The 18171-nt window shown below is 60.8% G+C and carries 14 protein-coding genes; 7 read left to right on the forward strand and 7 right to left on the reverse strand.

The window, feature by feature from the left end; all coding sequences use genetic code 11:
- Together B5F40_RS09555 and B5F40_RS09560 are read left to right on the forward strand one after the other, a co-directional pair.
- Positions 1 to 1182 carry an acyl-CoA dehydrogenase gene (locus B5F40_RS09555; protein ID WP_087194109.1) on the forward strand — a complete coding sequence of 394 codons (1182 nt, stop codon included), beginning with the start codon at positions 1 to 3 and terminating at the stop codon, positions 1180 to 1182.
- Between the two features lie 235 nt (positions 1183 to 1417).
- Complete coding sequence (locus B5F40_RS09560) at positions 1418 to 2215, forward strand: TIGR03084 family metal-binding protein (RefSeq protein ID WP_087194110.1); 798 nt, start codon at positions 1418 to 1420, stop codon at positions 2213 to 2215.
- A gap of 167 nt (positions 2216 to 2382) precedes the next feature.
- On the opposite strand, the gene B5F40_RS09565 is transcribed toward B5F40_RS09560, so the two are convergent.
- Positions 2383 to 2811 (reverse strand): GNAT family N-acetyltransferase, encoded by a 429-nt coding sequence (locus B5F40_RS09565; RefSeq protein WP_087194111.1) that lies wholly within the window; start codon positions 2809 to 2811, stop codon positions 2383 to 2385.
- Positions 2812 to 2997: 186 nt separating this feature from the next.
- On the opposite strand from B5F40_RS09565, the gene rpoN reads away from it, so the two are divergent.
- Both rpoN and B5F40_RS09575 read left to right on the forward strand, forming a co-directional pair.
- Positions 2998 to 4419: an RNA polymerase factor sigma-54 gene (gene rpoN, locus B5F40_RS09570; protein ID WP_087194112.1), complete on the forward strand. Its 1422-nt coding sequence runs from the start codon at positions 2998 to 3000 to the stop codon at positions 4417 to 4419.
- Positions 4420 to 4447: 28 nt separating this feature from the next.
- Positions 4448 to 6487, forward strand: coding sequence for a sigma-54 interaction domain-containing protein (locus B5F40_RS09575; RefSeq protein WP_087194113.1), 2040 nt, complete (start codon positions 4448 to 4450; stop codon positions 6485 to 6487).
- 200 nt (positions 6488 to 6687) lie between these two features.
- On the opposite strand, the gene B5F40_RS09580 is transcribed toward B5F40_RS09575, so the two are convergent.
- The 6 genes from B5F40_RS09580 to B5F40_RS09605 all read right to left on the reverse strand — a co-directional run bounded on the left by B5F40_RS09580 (position 6688) and on the right by B5F40_RS09605 (position 14818).
- Positions 6688 to 8097, reverse strand: a complete 1410-nt coding sequence (locus B5F40_RS09580) for an SLC13 family permease (protein ID WP_087194114.1) — start codon at positions 8095 to 8097, stop codon at positions 6688 to 6690.
- Between the two features lie 99 nt (positions 8098 to 8196).
- Positions 8197 to 9465, reverse strand: coding sequence for an MFS transporter (locus B5F40_RS09585; protein ID WP_162610948.1), 1269 nt, complete (start codon positions 9463 to 9465; stop codon positions 8197 to 8199).
- A gap of 383 nt (positions 9466 to 9848) precedes the next feature.
- Positions 9849 to 10691: a DmsC/YnfH family molybdoenzyme membrane anchor subunit gene (locus B5F40_RS09590; RefSeq protein WP_087194116.1), complete on the reverse strand. Its 843-nt coding sequence runs from the start codon at positions 10689 to 10691 to the stop codon at positions 9849 to 9851.
- Complete coding sequence (locus B5F40_RS09595; protein WP_342395018.1) at positions 10667 to 11293, reverse strand: 4Fe-4S dicluster domain-containing protein; 627 nt, start codon at positions 11291 to 11293, stop codon at positions 10667 to 10669. Before B5F40_RS09595 ends, B5F40_RS09590 begins: the two co-directional genes overlap by 25 nt.
- A complete protein-coding gene (locus B5F40_RS09600) occupies positions 11290 to 13623 on the reverse strand; it encodes a molybdopterin-containing oxidoreductase family protein (protein ID WP_087194146.1) in 2334 nt (777 codons plus the stop codon). Before B5F40_RS09600 ends, B5F40_RS09595 begins: the two co-directional genes overlap by 4 nt.
- A 232-nt stretch (positions 13624 to 13855) precedes the next feature.
- Positions 13856 to 14818, reverse strand: coding sequence for a LysR family transcriptional regulator (locus B5F40_RS09605; protein WP_087194117.1), 963 nt, complete (start codon positions 14816 to 14818; stop codon positions 13856 to 13858).
- Between the two features lie 461 nt (positions 14819 to 15279).
- On the opposite strand from B5F40_RS09605, the gene B5F40_RS09610 reads away from it, so the two are divergent.
- The 3 genes from B5F40_RS09610 to B5F40_RS16410 are packed head-to-tail and all read left to right on the forward strand — an operon-like array spanning position 15280 to position 18162.
- Entirely contained in the window at positions 15280 to 16425 is a 1146-nt protein-coding gene (locus B5F40_RS09610; protein ID WP_087194118.1) for an acyl-CoA dehydrogenase, read from the forward strand.
- 18 nt (positions 16426 to 16443) lie between these two features.
- Positions 16444 to 17205 carry an electron transfer flavoprotein gene (locus B5F40_RS09615; RefSeq protein WP_087194119.1) on the forward strand — a complete coding sequence of 254 codons (762 nt, stop codon included), beginning with the start codon at positions 16444 to 16446 and terminating at the stop codon, positions 17203 to 17205.
- 12 nt (positions 17206 to 17217) lie between these two features.
- Positions 17218 to 18162, forward strand: coding sequence for an FAD-binding protein (locus tag B5F40_RS16410; RefSeq protein ID WP_087194120.1), 945 nt, complete (start codon positions 17218 to 17220; stop codon positions 18160 to 18162).
- Positions 18163 to 18171: the final 9 nt, after the last annotated feature.

Raw genomic sequence — 18171 nt, forward strand, 5'->3', positions numbered from 1 at the left:
ATGGATTTCAGTTTGACCGACGAGCAGCAGCTTTTGCTCGAAAGCCTCGACGAGCTCATGGAGCGTTACTGCACCGAGCAGTACATGAAGGAGTGCGACGAGAAGCACGAGTGGCCGCACGAGTTCACCGATGCGCTGTTGGAGAACGGATTTCAGATGCTGGGCGTGGACGAGAAGTTCGGCGGCACGCCCGTGGACGTGATCACGCTCATGCTGGTGGCCGAGCGCGTGTGCAAAAACGGCGCGCCCATCTACGTGTACGGCAACCTGTGCGCGCTCAAGGACATGACCGAGTACGGCACGCCCGAGCAGCAGGAGCAGTGCTTCGCCGAGGTGATGGCGGGCCGTCCCGGCTTCGTGCTGGGCTTCACCGAACCGGGCGCGGGCAGCGACAGCTCGGCGCTGGCCAGCACCTACAAGAGGCGCGACGGCAAGGTGTACCTCAACGGCAGCAAGTCGTTCATGACGAACGCCGTGAACTCGAAGTACATGCTGTGCGTGGCCCGCGACGCCGACGACGATCCTGAGGAGCGCGCCAACCGCTCGCGCTTCTCCATGTGGTGGGTGCCGCTGCGCGACGACGAGGGCAACCTGACGCCCGGCATCTCCATCGACCCGCTCGAGAAGATCGGCTGGAACATGGGCAACACCTGCGAGCTGCACATGCAGGACGTGGAACTTGAGGAGAAGGATCTCGTGGGCGTCGAGGGCAACGGCTTCATGCAGGCCATGGTGAACTTCGAGGTGGAGCGCCTGCTGGCATGCGCCCAGTCGCTCGGCGCCGCGGAGTGCGCCTACGAGGACGCCGTGCGCTACGCCACGCAGCGCGTCCAGTTCGGCAAGCCTATCGGCAAGAACCAGCTCATCCAGGAGCACATCACCGACATGTACATGAAGATCGAGAACATGCGCAACTGGGTGTACAAGACGGCTTGGAAGATCGACAACGGCGAGTCGGTGCAGATCGATTCCGCCGTGGCCAAGCTGTACTGCGGCCGCGCTGCGTTCGAGGTGTGCGACACCGCGCTGCAGGTGATGGGCGGCATCGGCTACACGAAGGACTGCCGCGTCTCGCGCCTGTGGCGCGACCAGCGCGTCTACCGCATCGGTGCCGGCACCGACGAGATCATGATCCACATCGCCGGCCGTGCCATCCAGAAGCAGTTTGTTCCGTCGGCCTGATGGCTGCCGGATCGCTCGACGCTGCGGCCTTTCGCGGCACCCCGCCTTGGCGCTCCAAGGTTTCGTCGCGTACTGAAGTACGCTTCCTCAACCTTTCACGCCGATTCGGGCCACCGCGAAAGTCCTTGCTGGCTTTGTCCGATGACCGACCGCTTGTCCGGCCCCTCGAATTCGGGTCACCACGAAAGCCCTCGCCGACTTTGCCGAACCTGGTGTGTTGAGAAAGGATATCCTCATGTCCCAAATATTCAATCCCGTCGACGATCTCATTGCCGAGCAATCCCTCGTCGACTCGCTCGTTGCCGATTTCGCCGAAGATGACTGGAACCGCATGGCGTCGTACTGCACCACGTGGACGTTCAAGGACGTCATCTGCCATATCGCGTTCTTCGACTACTGCGCGGTGGAGCTCTTGAACGGGCGCGGCGAGAGCGTGAACGCCGTGGCCGATGCCGCGTCCGAGCAAGACGAGCACTTCCATGTTTTGGCCTATCGCGATCAGAGCGGCGCCGACATCCTGAATTGGTGGCGCGAGCAGCGCACCCTCATGACGGCTGCCTTCATGGAACTGGGGCCGAAGGGCCGCGTGCCGTGGGCGGCGGGCATTCCTCCCATGTCCGTGCGCTCTCTTGCGTCGGCGCGCCTCATGGAGCTGTGGGCGCACAGCGTGGATATCTACGATGCGCTGGGCATCGATCCCGTGGTGAAAGAGCGCATCACCTCCACGTTGTTCCTCTCGTGGCAGGGCCGTCCGAACATGTACAACGTGAACGGGCTGGCGTTCGACCCCGAGATTCCCCTGCGTCTCGAGTTGACGCTGCCGTCGGGCGAGGTGTGGGCGAAGGGCGAGCCGAACGACCAGAACTACATCAAGGGCTCGGCGAAGGATTGGGCGCTCGTGGCCATCCGCCGTCGCAACTGGATGGACACCGGGCTCGAGGTGGTCGGCGACGAGGCGCGCACCTACGCCGGCATCGTGCAGACCTACGCCGGCCCCGCCGATCCTGCTCCAGAGGCGAAGAACCCGCGGTAGGGCGCTCGAAGGGCGTTTCGAAGGCGCTTTGGCGCTTTTCGTCCAAAGCGTGCTCCAGGCTGTTTTGGGAGAGGGGGCTGCGATACGGTTCGCCCCCCCCCCTCCTCCGAGCAAGTGCGATGGTTCGCGTTCGATGCTGGTGTTTTCGGACGCTTTCCTTTGAGGCGCTACCGGTAGATCATGGGAACGGGCTCGCAGACGGCGAGGTCAGGGCATGTGTCGCAGTCCTCGCCAAGAGCGGGGGAGATGCGTTCGCTGCTTACGCGCTCGCATCCCAGTGCCGTGTAGAAGGGAACTGCCGACCCGCGCGCGACGAGTAGCAGGGTTCCATAGCGCGCCCGAGCGTCTTCCATGAGCGCCCGTCCGACGCCTTGTCTCCGCGCATGGGCGTCTACCACGATGGGATTGACGTAGCGGTTTCCCTCGGCTTCGACGATGCGGATGAAGCCCGCGATGCGTTTCTCGGATATCGCGACGTACGACGTTCCGCGCGGAGCGAGGACGCCCATGCCGGCTTCCTCGGCTAAGCGCGCTATCGCGTCGGCGTCGCTCTTCGATGCCGGACGGATGTGGAGATCGACTGCGTCGTGCGTCATGGGGGCCTCTTCAAAATCGATGGTTATCTATATTTTGTAATTAGCAAAAATCATGCTAATGTTTATAAAAATGCATATTTAGTTGAAAAATTCATATAATAATCTTAAAATGAAAACTGCCGTTTGCCGGCAAGGCTGTGCTCTGCCGAAGGAGTCGGCATTGGCGCGGCGGAGCAAGGGGGTTACATGTCTGAGCGTCCGAGCCAAACCGTGGGCGTGAAGGCCCGTTCGAGCGTTTCGCTGCGGGCGCGGCAACACCTTGCCCCTACTGCCATTCAAGGTCTCGAGGTGCTGGCGTTGCCCGTTGCGCGGCTAGACGCGTACGTGCGCGACTTGGTGGAGCGCAATCCTCTGCTTGAGCTCGATTACGCCCGAGGAGATCTTTCGTTCGAGCAGTTCCCGGAGGAATGCCCTGAGGTGTCCGACGACCTCGATACGCCGACCGACGACTTTGGCGCTTGCGCGCCATCGGCTGTCGCGTGGGGTGCCCAGGGGTTCGACCTGGCTCGCCTGCGCGACGAATGCTCCCAGACTGAGACGCTTCACAGCCATCTGCGCATGCAGCTTGCGAGCGCGCGCATCGACGAGGATGATCGCGAGCTTATGGACGCCCTGATTGAGAACATAGACGATAACGGGTACTTCGCTGGCAGCATGGCGGCGGTGTGCGCGGAAACGAGTCGGTCGGTGGAGGACGGGTTGCGTTTGCTGTCGCGCGTGCAGCAGCTCTCTCCTCGAGGAGTTGGCGCACGTGATCTTGCCGAATGCCTGATGCTGCAGCTTGACGATGATGTCGCATATGCGGAGGTCATCCGCGATATACTGCGTTCCGGTCTCGAGGATCTGGCCGAGAACCGCACGACGAAGCTCATGCGAACGTATCATCTGACCATCGATGACCTTTCGGCTTTGCGCGAGGCCATCTGCTCGCTCAATCCGCGACCGGGCGCTTCGTTCTCGCAGCGCAAAGGAACCGTCTACGTCATCCCCGATCTCGCTATCCGGCGCGACGGCGTCGGGTTCTCGGTGAGAGTGACTGGCGAGTTGTCGGAAACGCTCGTGCTCAACGGCGCCTATGACCGTTTGATTCGCCAAGGCGCTTTGGATAGAGATACGCTGGAATGGGTATGCGAGAAGCGGGCCGAGGCCGACGCGGCGCTTGCGAACATCGATCAGCGGAAGAAGACGCTTCACCGTTTCGGCGTGTACCTGGTGGAAGCCCAGTACGACTTCTTCGTCGGCGGTGATGCACGCATGCGCCCGCTCACCATGCAGCAGGCGGCCGACGCGCTTGGCGTGCACGTGTCCACCATCAGTCGCACGGTTCAGGACAAGCGTGTGCTCACCCCATGGGGCGTGTATCCGCTCAAGCATTTCTTCTCGAGCTCGCTTGCATGTTCGGCGGAGGAACGGCGTCACGCGCTGTCGTCGCTGGCCATCAAAGACCGCATCAAGGACCTGGTCGCCCACGAGGACCGTCGCACGCCGCTGAGCGACGCCTCGATCACCGCCATCTTGAACGGCGAGGGCGTGGACATCAAGCGGCGTACCGTGGCGAAGTACCGCGAAGCGCTGGGCATCGGGCGGCAATCGCAGCGAAGACGCTGAGGCATCGATCGGACGGAGGGGAACGCACGTGGTATATCGAAAAGAACACGCGATAGAGGCTTGGAAGACGTTCGTCGGCACCGGCACCGTGCTCGAGGACAAGGTGCGCCCCGAAATCGCTCGCTCATGGATTCGATGCCGCGCGGCGGGCGTGAATCCGTGGTCGAGCGATTTCGCCGAGCAGAATGTCCCGCTGCTCGAGGAGAAGCGGGAGCGCTTCGCCGCCTCGCTCAAGGCAACCGTTCCGGTGATGGAGTTCATCAAGGAGATGCTCGGCTGCAACGTGTCGCTCATGGACGGAGAGAACTTCGTGTTCGAGCTGTTGTCGCCTCTGACGGCGTATCCGCGCACATTCGGCACCTTCATGCGCGAAGAGGACGTGGGCACGGGCAACGCGACCTTGGTCGCGTACGAAAAGCGTCCGGTGCGCGTGGACGGGTTCGAGCACTACCGCGCCATCGTGCAGACGTACTCCGGCGTGTCGGTGCCCTACCTTGACGGGGCCGGCAAGTACTACGGCGCCATGAACATCAACAGCCCCTTCGCCGTGCTCCCGCAAAGCGCGCTGGAACTCTGCCGCATCGGCGTGTCGTTGACGAACGACCTGTATCGTGCGGGAGCGAAGAAAGGCGCGCTGCTCTCGACGGTGGACTTCTTCAAACCGCTCATGCTGGCCTACGAGCATCCTGTCTTGCTGATCGATTCCAGCGGACGCATCCTCGGCGGCAACGCGGGCATGCGACCGTACTGTCCCGGTTGGGAGCAGTACTCCTACGGGTCGCAGTCGCTCGGGGCCTACCTGGGGAAGGGCTTCTCCGTACAGGACGTGCTCGATTTGCCGGAGAAGCTGGAGGCCCCGCTGCCCATACGATTCAAGAAAGGCCGCTCACGTGCGACGCACGAGCTCAACCTCGTGCGTCGCGCTACGGTGGACATCGAAGGGCAGGAGCCGTTCGTCATGCTCGTGTTCGAGGACGGCGGCGAGGCCGAGCGCAACGCCAAGAGCGCCGCCGGTCGACGCAGCGATGCGACGGTCATGCCCACGGGAGGCGAGGTGGACTATATCGGCGAGACCGAGGAATGGAAGAAGATCGACCGCATGGTGCAGAAGGTGGCACCCATCAAGACGAACGTGCTGCTGCTGGGAGAGACCGGCACCGGCAAGGAGGTGGTGGCGCGTGCGCTGCATCGGCGCAGCGGGCGCGCCGGCAAGTTCGTGGCCGTAAACTGTGGCGCTTTTCCACGCGACCTTCTGGCAACCGAACTGTTCGGTTACGAGGGCGGGGCGTTCACCGGCGCACGCGAGACGGGCGCGGTGGGCAAGTTCGAGTACGCCGACGGCGGCACGCTGTTTCTCGACGAGATTGGCGAGATGCCGGTGGACATGCAGGTGAGCCTGTTGCGCGTGCTGCAGGAGCAAAGCGTGACGAAGCTGGGATCGAACACCGAAAAAACCCTGGACGTGCGCGTGATAGCCGCGACGAACCAGAACATCGAGCGGCTCGTGGCCGAGAAGAAGTTTCGCAGCGACCTCTATTACCGCCTGAGCCTCGTGGAGGTGCGGCTTCCGCAACTGCGCCGGCGCGCCGCCGACATCCCCTTGCTCGTGGACTACTTCAACGGCCAGCTATCTTCGATGCTCGAAGTGCCGTGCACGCCGTTTCCCGCCGAAACGGTGGAAGCGCTGCAAGCCTACAGCTGGCCGGGCAACGTCCGCGAGCTGCGCAACATCGTCGAGCGCTGCCTGATCATGCAGGGGGAAGGGGCAAACGTCACTCCGGACTCGCTGCCGCCTCATATAGCGAACGCGGCCAACGCGATGCCGGACGGCCCGGTCGCCCATGCGGTCTCTGGTGGACGACGCAGGCCGATGCCGATGCGGTCGAGCTTCGAGGAGGATGCGCTGTCCGAAGAGCGTCAGCTCATGCGGGCGCTGCTCGCGCAGCACGAAGGCGACCTTGCGGCGGTGGGACGCCAGCTCGGCCTTGCGCATGACGAGCTGGCCGACTTGCTCGACCGCCTCCATCTGCGTGTGCGCGTGGTGCTCGAAAGCGATGACGCGCTCTGACGTCGCGCGGCCGCTTCTTCCTAAAGGACGTCGGCGGGCCGCTCGAGGCCGAGCGGCCCGCGGCATCTGCGATGCTGCATGGACGGAGGCGCCGCGAGGAGCCCGGGAGGGGCATTGTCGGGGCAATGCGATCATGAAAAGAGCTGCGGTCAGGGCTTTCGCGGTACGGTAAGGTGTGGGGTAGAGCTCTTGGGGAGAAGCTATATCCCCAATGACCCTACGGCAAACGGCACCCAGAACGTGATGAGCGCGATCAATGCGGCGGCGGGGATCGCTCCGGCTTTGAACATGTCGCCGAACGTGTAGTACCCCTCTCCGTACGTGAGCATGACCGTTGGGTTGACGGGGAGCAGCACGTTGCCGGCAACCACGATGGCGAGCGATATGGTGGGCGCTGCGGCAGAGACGCCGAATCCCTCGCAGAGCGTGATGAAAATGGGGATGAAGACGCTAAGAATGGCTGCGCCGATGGGGCAGACGGTGTGGAGCACGTACACGAGCGTCATGAGTACGGCCATGGAGCCGAAAAATCCGAGAGCGGTGACTCCGCTGTTCATGAAAAGGCTGGCTAAAAACTCAGCTCCGCCAGTGTTTTGAACAACGCCGCCGATGGTCATGACGGTGCCGCACATAAGGACGATACCCCAGGGGACGGCATCTTGGAACTCTTTCCATGAAAGCAGGTTCATGCCCGGTGCAAACATGGCGACGAGTCCGACAAGCGCGACAACGGTTACGTTGAGCGCGGGAATCCAGTTTCCGAGGATCCAGAGCATGACGAGAAGGCCGACGATGGCGAGCGCTTTCACCTCGTACGGCTCAACGCTCGTAGCCTGTTCCGCTTCATCACGAATGCTCTTCAGGCACGCTTCAGTGATGGGTTCAGGTTTGATGATGGTGGTAATGGATAGCCAAAGAATAGGCGTCATAATGATGGCTACGGGGAATCCGACAATCATCCAGTCAAAGAAACTGATGGTGCTTCCTGTTATTTGTTGCATCACGCCCATGGCCACCACATTAAACGAGCTTCCAGCTGGCGTGGCGACCCCTCCCGTGACCGATGCGACGGGAATGGCGATCATAAGGCACTTTCCAAGGTTCGACGATCCGGGCTTCGCATCGGCCGCTTTCAGGATGGCAAGCGCGAACCCAAGGAAAAGAACCGTGCAGGGCACGTCGGACATCACTGTGGACACGAGAGCGGTTGCCGTCATGAAACCCAAGATCAATTTGCGCGAATCCGTCCCCGTTTTTGCGAGCAGCGCAGACAGGAGGCGCGCTCCCCATTTCGTTTTCAACATGACAACAGGTAGCGCGAACACTGCTATGATGAAGAACAAGGCGGAGCTGGCGAATCCTGCGAACGCCTGTCCTACGTCCACTACTCCAAGTATGGGCAGCAGGGCCGCCACGAGCAGCGCGGTTGCGCCGATGGGGAACGCGGATGTTGCCCAAAGCGAGGCCAATGCCGCTGTGAGGCCGAGGGCCACAGCCCCTTCTCGTGGAAGGGTTTCCGACTCAGGGACGATGAACGATATCGCAACGCAGGCAAGAGCGATTGCGATGCCGACGAGGCGCTTCGGAAGGGTGGGGTTGGACGTGTCCATGATGGATCTCCCTTAGAATGCAAGATGCGCTTGCGTGAGCGAGTGCCGCAAAGCTGCTGCGTCCGTACGCCGGAGGCGGCAGCTTTGCGGCGTAGGGGACTACTGCATGTTTCGGGCTTTCTCAGGAATGCGGACAAGGAAGGCGCATACGGCGCACACGGCCACGATGGCGGCCGTCACGTAGAACGCCGTCGTGGCGAATCCTGTTGCGTCGTATAGGGCGCCAGCCATAACCGGTATGATCGAGGAGAGGATGGTCGTGGTCAGCATCGTGGTACTGAGATTCTTCGGATATGCGGTCAGGCCGAAATAGTTCGCAACAGTGGTGGGCAGATTCGTGGCTATCGCGCCGAATCCGAGCCCCGTGCAGACATAGTAGACGTAAATCATGGCGACGTTTGAGGCCATTGCTGCGCACAGGATTCCAACGACGACGAGCACGAGTGCTGCGCCGATGATGCGGATAGGCTCGATAATGTCTGCCAGAAGACCGATGGCCAGTTTTCCGATCATGCTGGCGATGCCCATGGCGGCGGCAGCGCCGACGATGGCTCCGTTGTCGAACCCAAGCGAGGTGAAATGGATGACGCCTTGCGATGTGGCCAAACTGAATGCGCAGAATCCACCCGCTCCTCCTATTGCGATAAGCCAGAAGAACGGCGAACGGATTGCTTGACGGTACTCGATCTTGTCGGTGTTCTTGTACACCTTGAGAACCCTCTTTGCTTTGCCGTTGGAGGCGTCGGGCGTTGCGCCGTCGGGCGTCTGTCCGATGTCGGAAGGCTTGTTTTTGACGACGAGCAGGGCCAGGGGGATGGAGATGAGGGCGAACACGGTGATGAGATACCAGCCGCTTTGCCACGCTCCGCCGGATGCGCCAACGATGCTGTTAACCACGAGGGGGGCGGCGAACGATGCGAGTCCGCCGATGCCCATGGTCACCGCCATGGCCACGCCTCGTTTGGCGACGAACCATTCTCCCACCGTGCTTTGCACGGAGATCTGTCCGACCATGATGGTGCTGACGCTGAGAATGATGCCGAAAAAGACGAAGTACAGGATATCGCTCTTCACGAGAAACACCATTGCGAGGGCGGCGATGAGCATGATGATGCCGCCGATGGCCATGGTGAATCGAGCGCCTTTTTTGGCGACCATTTGGCCGACGAGGGGCGACGGCAAGCCTTGCATCAAGACGAAGAGCGAGAATCCTGCGCCCAGTGCGGTGCCGGTCATCCCCATCGAGGGATCCTGCAGCATCATGGGGTTGACGATCTGGGCGGTGGACAAGACGAAGCCCGATGACATGAAGTACATGAGGCCGAGCACGATGACCAACGGCCATCCGAAGAACGACTTCTTTTCCATGGTTTCCTCCTTGATGTTGATGCGCCTCTGCATGTGGCCGCTGAACTTCGGATTCTGCACAAACGCGTTTGGATCACTGGTTTAGCGGGAGAGCCGAGCGCGTACGAGCAAACGAAGGGCGCGGTCATGGTTGGCCGATTGGAATTCCACCTCCTTTTTCGAATCGGCCTCGTCTTCTTTGAAGTATAGGAACCTGCATCGGTATGGAACAAATACGGATGTCGCAGGTTGCCCGCCTTCAAACGGTTGGTCGTCCTTGCTAATTTCGAAGCCCATCTATGCACGTTGTGCATGGTGGGCTTCGAAATTCCAGGTTCGGAGGCAACCTGCCGTCGTTCGAGCGAGGGATAGCCTCCGGAGGAGAAGCGAAAGGGGGCTCGCTCTCATATGTCGAGGTTGAGGTCGACGGGGTACATGGGAAGCATCTTCGCTTTCAGAGCCCCCTTGAAGAAGAGCACCGTCCAAGAGGCGATTCCCAAAGCCGAGGCCGCCAGCGCGAACGCCGCCCCCTCGAACGAGGAGAGGAGCAAGGCCAGGGAGATGCCTGCTCCCGTGCCGACGATCCCGCTCGCGATCCAGGCGATGTACGGGGTGCGGTATGGGCGTTCGGCGGCATGCACGTTCACGCCGTAGCCGACAGAGCGCATGCGGCGCGTGTAGGCTATCTGCGTGAGTGCGCACAGGACGAAGCACGTGATCGTCGTGGCGGCAAGCGTGTCGGGGATGGCGATGCCAAGGCCGAGGCAGGCTGCCATGGTGGCGACGCTTCCCGCTTCCGCCGCCGTGAGCAAAAAGAGAACGATGATGAACTTCGTGTTCCAGGCGGGGCGCGAGCGCATTTGGTAGGCGAGCCCGGTGCACACGAGGAACGCGAGCGCAAGCGCGCCGGCTGCAGCCTCAAGCGCGAAAGACGCTGCGCCGATATCGAAGAGGAAGCCGTTCAGCCCGCATGCCAGAAGCGCGATGCCCAGAAACGGCGTGATCAAGGCCTCTTGCGTGAGATGCGATCCGAGGTTCGAAAACGCGTTGAAGAACCGTGAGGGCGATTGCAGGTGGAAGACCGAGGCGACGCCCCCTATCCCTAAGAAAACGATGGCGGCGAGAGAGACGACGTTCATAGGCAGGGCCGTCCCGCTCGTCCAGTTGATCAGGAGCGCGCATAGGTACATGCCCAGCCCTACGCGCTGGCAAGTCGTCGATATTACGAGCGGCCAATGGATCTGCATAGCGTTTCAGCTCCTTTTCTCGGGATGAGGTACACAACGGACGGGTTGTTTCCGAATTCGGGATGGATGCGGTACTGGCGGTCTTCGTTTGCGGCGAGCACCTTGGAGATCTCGCTTGCGGGGTCGTTCATATCGCCCGCCACGCGGCAACCCGTGGTGCATGTGTAGGCGCAGGGAGGCTGTTCGCCCCGCCGAAGCTTGTGAATGCACAGCGTGCATTTCTCAACCGTCTTGGTGTTCGGGTTGAGGGTCCGGGCTTCGTACGGGCATGCCCATATGCAGTACTGGCAACCGAAACAGCGATTCGCCGATACGAGCACCACGCCGTCTTCCGTGCGGTAGGTCGCCTTCGTCGGGCACACTTCGATGCAGCTGGGATGCTCGCATTGCATGCACATGGTGGGGAAATAGAACATTTCCAAGTTGTCGGGAAACTCGCCGATGGGCCCCATGCGGTACACGCGGCTGCGGAACACGCCGAGATCCACGTCGTTTTCCATTTTGCATGCGACTGCGCATGCTTGGCATCCAGAGCATTTATCCAGGTCAATGACCATTCCATAGCGTTTTTCCGAGGGTTTTTCGTCGCTTGCCATGCTCATTCGCCTTCTTTCTTCACAATGCGGCAGAGGGTGCTGCGCAGACCGGGCGTGAGAAACTCTTCGTTGTAGGCGCGATCACTGGTCAGCATGTTGGCGTTCGCGCATCCGTCGGGGTATCCAGGGAGCCCCAAGGCAGGGCAGGATTGCCACCATCCGTGTGGAATGAAGCACACGCGCGGGTCGACCCCGTCGCTCGGCCGAGCCTTCATGGTGATGCGACCGGTCGGAGATTCGATCCACACCCACTCGTCGCGCTCGATCCCCAGCTTCTTGGCCAAAGACGTATGGAAGATCACTTGGGGCTCGGGGACGATCTCGCGCAGGTGCGGGATCCCCCGATACGCCGAGTGATAATAGATGGGGTAGCGACGCCCCGTCACGCCGGTGAGCGGATACTCTTTGGCTATATCGGGCGTCGAGTAGACGCTTTCCTTCGGCTCGCTGGCCGTTGGAAGGGGGTCGCGATGCTTGAAGAAGCTCACGGGCGTGTACAGCTCGACGCGTCCCGATTGAGTGAGAAAGCCGTTTTCCTCGAAGTTCCGCGATGCCGGACGCGGCAACTGGTGTATCCACTTGTCCTTGAGCTCTGCCCACGTGACGCCCGCGTGGGTTTGAGCGAGCTGCCAATCGAACAGTTCCTCGTCGGTCTCCCATGGCCACCATTCGGGATTGAGGCGGTGTCCCAGCGTGCGCCAAAACCACACGTCGCTTTTGCGTTCGTACAAAGGCTCCACTGCTTTCTGCTGGCCGAACACCCACTCGCAGCACACTTCGTCGGCGATGTAATCTCGTTCGGTCCAGTGAGCGGAGGGCAGCACGAGGTCGGCAAGCTCGCAGGTGGGCGACAGGTAGTAGTCCATGACCACGAGCAGATCGAGGTGCATGAGCGACTCTTTGACAAGCGCGGTGTTCTCGGACCAGGACAAAGGGTTGCCCTGCACCGAGATGTATCCTTTCACGGGGTAGGGCTTGCCCGTCCTCATGGCTTCGAACACGACGCTGGGGTTCGAGGTTCCGATGAGGTCGCCCGAGGCGCGTTCGTCGACGAGGACGAGTTCCTTCTGGGTCTTCGGATCGCGTCCGCCGAGGGGCATCATGTGGTTCCAAAACGGCATGCTGAGGTTTCCGCCGACCCGCTCCAAATTGCCAGTGATGGCGATGATGATGTTGATGAGCTGCAGCGTGTCTCGGCAATTCGTCTGCTCTTCCACGCCTTGGAACACGTTTATGGTGGCCGACGGCGCGCTTGCGTACGTGCGAGCCGATTCGCGGATTCGCTCAGGGCTCACCCAGCAGCGCTCCGATGCCGCTTCGGGAGTCCATGCGTCGGCGCGCTCTTTCAGCTCGAGCCACACCGTCTTCACCTTCACGCTGCTTCCGTCTGCCAAGGTGAGCGTGCCCCGATACTCAAGGTCTTCGTCTGCGCCCCGTTCGTTGAGGGGGGCGAAGCCGTTTGTCTTTCGATCCCAGACGAGCATGGTCCGCTTGTTTCCGCCGGGCGTCACGTGGGCCTCGGTCAGGGGAGCGTTCGACCCTTCGATGATGAGCATGGGGGCGTTGGTGTGGTGGGCGACGAAATCACGGTCGTAAAGGCGCTCGTTTATGATGACGTTGATCCATGCGTAGGCCAGGTACGTATCCGACCCTGGTCGAACGCCGACGAAGTGGTCGGCCTTTGCGGCGAGCGGATGTTCGAACAGCGGATCGATGACGATGAGCTTGGCGCCGCGATCGCGGCTGCGGCCGATCTGCCCGGAGGTGTACGTGGCTTCCGTCCACATGGAATTGCATCCCCAGAACACAATGCAATCGGCATGGTCGAAATCGCAGCCGTCATAGATGGGCAGCATCCCGAACTGTATCATCGATTGCACCATCATGGGGCCGAGGCAGATGTTGCCCGGCGCCAAGCTGTGATGAACGCGCCCGCCGGAGTTCCCCGCTCTTTTCGTCCACTGGTTGGTTCCGCGTCCCGTTCCCTGCCCGTAGGCGATGGTTTCGGCCCCATATGTTTCCGTGAGCGTCTGGATGCGCTCGACGAGCCAGTCGAGCGCCTCGTCCCATGAGATTTCCTCCCATTGTCCGCAGCCGCGCTCGCCGATGCGTCTCAGCGGCACACGCAAGCGCTCGGGATCGTAAAGGATTTTAGGAGCTGACAATCCCTTGGCGCACATGCGCCCTTCGTTTCGCGGGTCGTCGGGATTGCCCTTTACGCCGACGAGGGTTCCGTTCTTGTCCACTTCGCAGAGAACCCCGCATTTCGCATGGCATTCGAAGCAGTTGGTTTTGACGATCTTCCCTCCATCGGGAAGGGGAATGATCGATGGCATGCGCCCTCCTCCTTCGCCTATCGACGTGCGCGACGGCATGATGCCAAAGAGCGCACTCCTTTGATTGCGAACGGCGTGCGTTTCGGTTCACGTTGCGCGCGCTGTTCGCGGCGACAGTATAAGGAGCCGGGCCGGTATGGGGTAAATGCTTATGTTGCGAGCCGCATTGCCGTTTGCGTGCAAGTGGCAATGCGAGAAGCGCATAATGCCTGATAAGCGATATAAGGGGAGGTTACTGCATTTCGTTGCGCATGCGATCTGCGTGCTGCCTGAGATGTTCGGCGAAAAACCTCAGTTCCGGTTTGTCGGGGCAGCTGCTCATGAGCGCGTATGAGTTGACCCAACAATCGTCTTTGAGCGTGCGAATCCTGACGTGTTCTTTCAGAAGACTTGAGATCAAGGGGTTGTACTTGCGGTCGACTTTGGTGAGCAGATGTATTCCGTCAGCGGGGTGGCTTCCGTAAAACTCCAGCTGGCTGTCTGTGGGCACCAGGGTTATATTGGGGTAGAACCCTCTTTCGGTGCAGATGTTGACGAAGTCTTCTCGAAAACGCTCGCTGTGCCGGTTCGCCTGCAGGATGAATCGCGATTGCGCCAGGTCGGTCAGTTGAAGGTCCGGGCGCGATGCGAGAGGGGATTCTTTAGCGATGCCCACCACGAGCTCTCCGTGGAATTCGGGAATCCAGATGGTTTGCAACTTGTCCGATACGTTCGGTTCCAGCGGCTCCTGGCTGCTCGAGATAGTGGTCTCTATGGATATGTCGATTTTCCCCATTTCGACCATCTGCCGTGCGTTCATGCCGCTGCTGTCCATATTGATAAATTCGACGCGAAGGCCGGGAAATTGCTGCTTTGCAAGCGCCGCGGTCTCGTTGATGCCAACGTACAGCGCGTTGGTGGGAAACAGGTCGATGATGAGAATGCGGCTCTCTGAGCGGGCAGGAAGTTTATTCAGCTCGGCAAGCATGTTTTCCTGGTCGCGTATGATTTTTCCCGCGTATTTGAGCACCACCTCTCCCGCTGCGGTGAGGCTGAGGGGTCGCGTTTCGTAAAACAGCTGGCATCCGAGTTCCCGCGCAAAAGCGGTCATGTGACGACTGAGCGAGGGCTGCGACATGTTGAGGTCGCGAGCTGCCGACACGAAGCTGCGGTGAGTTGCAAGTGCAGTGAACTCCCGGTAGATATCGATATCCATCAAGCATCACCTCGCCTTTCGTGCGCTTGTTTGGGGCGTCGGCCTCATCGCTTGTCGCTTTGTGTTGGCGCGCATGATATTGTACAACGGCCCCTGGGTAGCGGGCTCGGGATCGCTTCGGACGTGTGGGCGGTTGCAGAGGCCGATCAAACCCCGATTTCTTATAGCTATTCTAAAACCGCAGATCATACGGCTTGTTTTTCAGACATGCAAAAAGCTTTTTCCGGCGCGAGTCCGTTGGTTGCAGCGAGCACCGGCGCTATCTCGCTTTATGCGAGTTTTGAATATCGTGCCCTCGAACATTGCATAGGGAAACGTTGGGGGTGTGTTGAGGCGACTGCAACATACGTATTTATTCCATACCTGCACGGCTCTTTATACTGTCCGCCCAGAAGGTGGAGCGCCAACGTTGAGAGACGTGGGGGCGTTCGCCACTCTGCGACGAGAAAGGGAGTGCTGCGATGGATTTCGGAAAGACCGAGGAGCAGGAGTTGCTGCTCGAAAGCCTGAAAACCGTCTACGAGCGGGGGGATTTCGACACTTATTTCAAGGAATGCGATCAAAACCATGAATATCCTCAGAAAGCTGTCGACAGCTTGGTGGAAGCCGGGTTCTCCGCGCTCGGCATTCCCGAGGAGTTCGGTGGCACTCCGACCGACATCATGACCCAGATCATGGTGGCTGAAGAGGCGCATGCGCTTGGGTATCCGTCGCTGTGCTGGATCAACTTCTCCACTGAGGTGGACGACATCCTCGCCTTCGGCAACGAAGCCCAGCAGAAAGAGATTCTGAAGTACGCGCTTCAAGGCATCAAGCCCTTTACATTGGGCTTCACAGAACCTCAAGCCGGTTCCGATAGCGCCGCCATGGCGACCACCGCCACCAAGCGCGAAGGCAAGGTGTACGTCAACGGAAACAAGACGTTCAACACGAGCGCTGACCGCGCGCCGTACATGCTGTGCGTGTGCCGCAGCGGCATCAACGAGAATCCGTACAAGGATTTCAGCATGTACCTGTTTCCGATGGATCGTCCTGGCATCACCATCGAGAAGCTCGACAAGATCGGCAACAACATGTGCGGCACCTACGAGGTGCACCTCGACAACGTCGAGTGCGACGAGAGCGATCTCGTCGGAGTCGAGGGCAGGGGCTTTTATCAGCTGATGAAGAACTTCGAAGTGGAGCGTCTGACCATCTGCGCCGCCAACGTGGGCATGGCTCGCTGCGCGTACGATGAGGCCGTGAAGTACGCCGGCCAACGCGAGCAGTTTGGCAAGACGATCGGCTCCTTCCAGCTCATCCAGGAAAAGATTGTCGACATGAAGATCAAGATCGAGAACATGCAGAACATGCTGTACAAGGCCGCTTGGAAGAAGATGAACGGCGAGTCCATCTCCATCGATTCCTCGCTTGTGAAGCGCTACACCGGGCAGGCCGCGTTCCAGGTCATCGACGACGCCATGCAGATCATGGGCGGCATCGGGTACACGCACGACTGCCGCATTTCCCGCCTGTGGCGCGATCAGCGCGTCTACCGCATCATGGCCGGTACCGAGGAGATCATGGTGCATACGGCGGGGCGCGCGCTCATCAAGGAAGCCCAGTAGGGCATCGGGGGGTTCGCCATGGATACGGTTGCATGTTACAAAGTAGTGCCTGACGAGCAGGACATCGTCGTCAACTTCGACAACACGCTGAACATGGATCGCGCCAAGTCCGTTATCGGCGAGTACGATCTTATGGCCATCGAGGAGGTGGTGAGCATCGCCGATGCGACGGGCGGTCGGGCCGTGCTTTTGACTGCGGGAGACGAGAGGGTAACCGACTCCAAGCTGGTCAAAGCGGCCCTCTCGCGCGGTGCCGCGGAGCTGTACGCCGTTGTCGATCCGGCGTTGGCGTCGGCTGACGCGTTTCAAACGGCCGCCGTGCTTGCCGCCGCGTTGAGAAAAATGAAGTTTGACGTGGCGTTGTTCGGCGAGGGCTCGTCCGACTTGTATGCGCAGCAGGTTGGATCGCTCGTCGGATTCCTGCTGGGGGCTCCCGTCCTCAACGCGGTGAGCCGCATCGAGGTGAGCGATGGCAAGATCGCCATCGAGCGCACCTTAGAGCGCGAGGTGGAGGTGCTCGAGGCTGTGTCGCCGGTTGTTCTTTCGACGACGGCCGATATCAATGTCCCTCGCATTCCCCAGTTGAAGGACATTTTGGCGGCGGGCAAGAAGCCGATGACCGTGTGGTCGCTCGACGAGGTTGGCGGTTTGCCGGCGTCGTCGGTTGAAACGGTGTCGGTGCTTGCTCCGGCAAGCATCGAGCGCAAGATGGTTGTGTACGAAGACGCTTCGGCCGAGAGCATTCGCGCCTTGGCCTCCGATATTCGAGCTTTGCGGTAGGGCGGTGAGGACATGAGCGCATTCAGTGCGATTTGGGTTGTGGGGGAAGACCCCGAAAGCTATGCGCCGCTGTGCGCGGTGGCGAAGCGGCTGGGCGAGAAGGTGGAAGCCGTCTGGATCGGCTCCCCTGACGAGATGCCCCTAGAGCGGGTGCGAGGGGCGTGCGCCGTTCGCGTAGTGCCGATGGAAGAGGGCGCGTTGTTCGAAGACTGCATCGGGTCCGTTGCCGCGAGCGCTGCCGAGAGGCGTCCGGACGCCGTGCTGCTTTCCACGAGCAAGCGCATGCGGTTGGCGGCGGCATGCATCGCCGCCGCGATGGGGACGCGGGTGATCAACGATACGATCCGCGTGGACATTGAGGGCGGAGCGCTTGAGGCCGAGCATATGGCGTATGGCGGCAGCGCTTTCAGCGTCGAGCGCGCGAATCCGGGCGCGGCTGTTGTATTGCTGAGCGAGGGATTGCTGCTGAACGAGCCGCCTGCCGACGCCCTCTGCGAGGAGCCGTCCGTGAGCGAAGCGAAGGCAGGGGCGATGCCGAGCGGGTTTTCGCTGGTGGAGCGTAAGCCACGTAGTGCGGAGTCGGTCAACCTCGCTGCAGCGAAGCGCGTGGTGAGCGCGGGCCGCGGCATCGCCGAGCGGGGCGATCTCTGTCTGATCGAGCAGCTTGCCGAGGCCCTCGAGGCCGAGGTGGGCTGCACGCGGCCGCTTGCGGAAGGCTCGAATTGGCTGGCTCGCGAGCGTTATATCGGCGTGTCGGGCGCCATGATCAAGCCCGAATTGTTCGTGGCTGTAGGGGTGTCGGGCCAGGTTCAGCATATGGTGGGAGCGAATCGGGCCAAAACCATCGTGGCTATCAACAAAGACAAGAGTGCTCCGGTGTTCAAGCAGGCCGATTATGGAATCGTCGGCGATCTATACGAGGTGGTCCCGCAGTTGGTGGCAGAGCTGAAGGCGTAGCGGTCAAAG

Source organism: Gordonibacter sp. An230 (assembly GCF_002159915.1).
Taxonomy (GTDB): Bacteria; Actinomycetota; Coriobacteriia; order Coriobacteriales; family Eggerthellaceae; genus Rubneribacter.

Coding starts and splice junctions, on each gene's coding strand:
- B5F40_RS09580 (WP_087194114.1), bottom strand. CDS start 8,097: ATGGACACGTCCAACCCCACCCTTCCGAAGCGCCTCGTCGGCATCGCA.
- B5F40_RS09600 (WP_087194146.1), bottom strand. CDS start 13,623: ATGCCATCGATCATTCCCCTTCCCGATGGAGGGAAGATCGTCAAAACC.
- B5F40_RS09555 (WP_087194109.1), top strand. CDS start 1: ATGGATTTCAGTTTGACCGACGAGCAGCAGCTTTTGCTCGAAAGCCTC.
- B5F40_RS09605 (WP_087194117.1), bottom strand. CDS start 14,818: ATGGATATCGATATCTACCGGGAGTTCACTGCACTTGCAACTCACCGC.
- B5F40_RS09560 (WP_087194110.1), top strand. CDS start 1,418: ATGTCCCAAATATTCAATCCCGTCGACGATCTCATTGCCGAGCAATCC.
- B5F40_RS09590 (WP_087194116.1), bottom strand. CDS start 10,691: ATGCAGATCCATTGGCCGCTCGTAATATCGACGACTTGCCAGCGCGTA.
- B5F40_RS09595 (WP_342395018.1), bottom strand. CDS start 11,293: ATGAGCATGGCAAGCGACGAAAAACCCTCGGAAAAACGCTATGGAATG.
- B5F40_RS09610 (WP_087194118.1), top strand. CDS start 15,280: ATGGATTTCGGAAAGACCGAGGAGCAGGAGTTGCTGCTCGAAAGCCTG.
- B5F40_RS09615 (WP_087194119.1), top strand. CDS start 16,444: ATGGATACGGTTGCATGTTACAAAGTAGTGCCTGACGAGCAGGACATC.
- B5F40_RS09565 (WP_087194111.1), bottom strand. CDS start 2,811: ATGACGCACGACGCAGTCGATCTCCACATCCGTCCGGCATCGAAGAGC.
- rpoN (WP_087194112.1), top strand. CDS start 2,998: ATGTCTGAGCGTCCGAGCCAAACCGTGGGCGTGAAGGCCCGTTCGAGC.
- B5F40_RS16410 (WP_087194120.1), top strand. CDS start 17,218: ATGAGCGCATTCAGTGCGATTTGGGTTGTGGGGGAAGACCCCGAAAGC.
- B5F40_RS09585 (WP_162610948.1), bottom strand. CDS start 9,465: ATGGAAAAGAAGTCGTTCTTCGGATGGCCGTTGGTCATCGTGCTCGGC.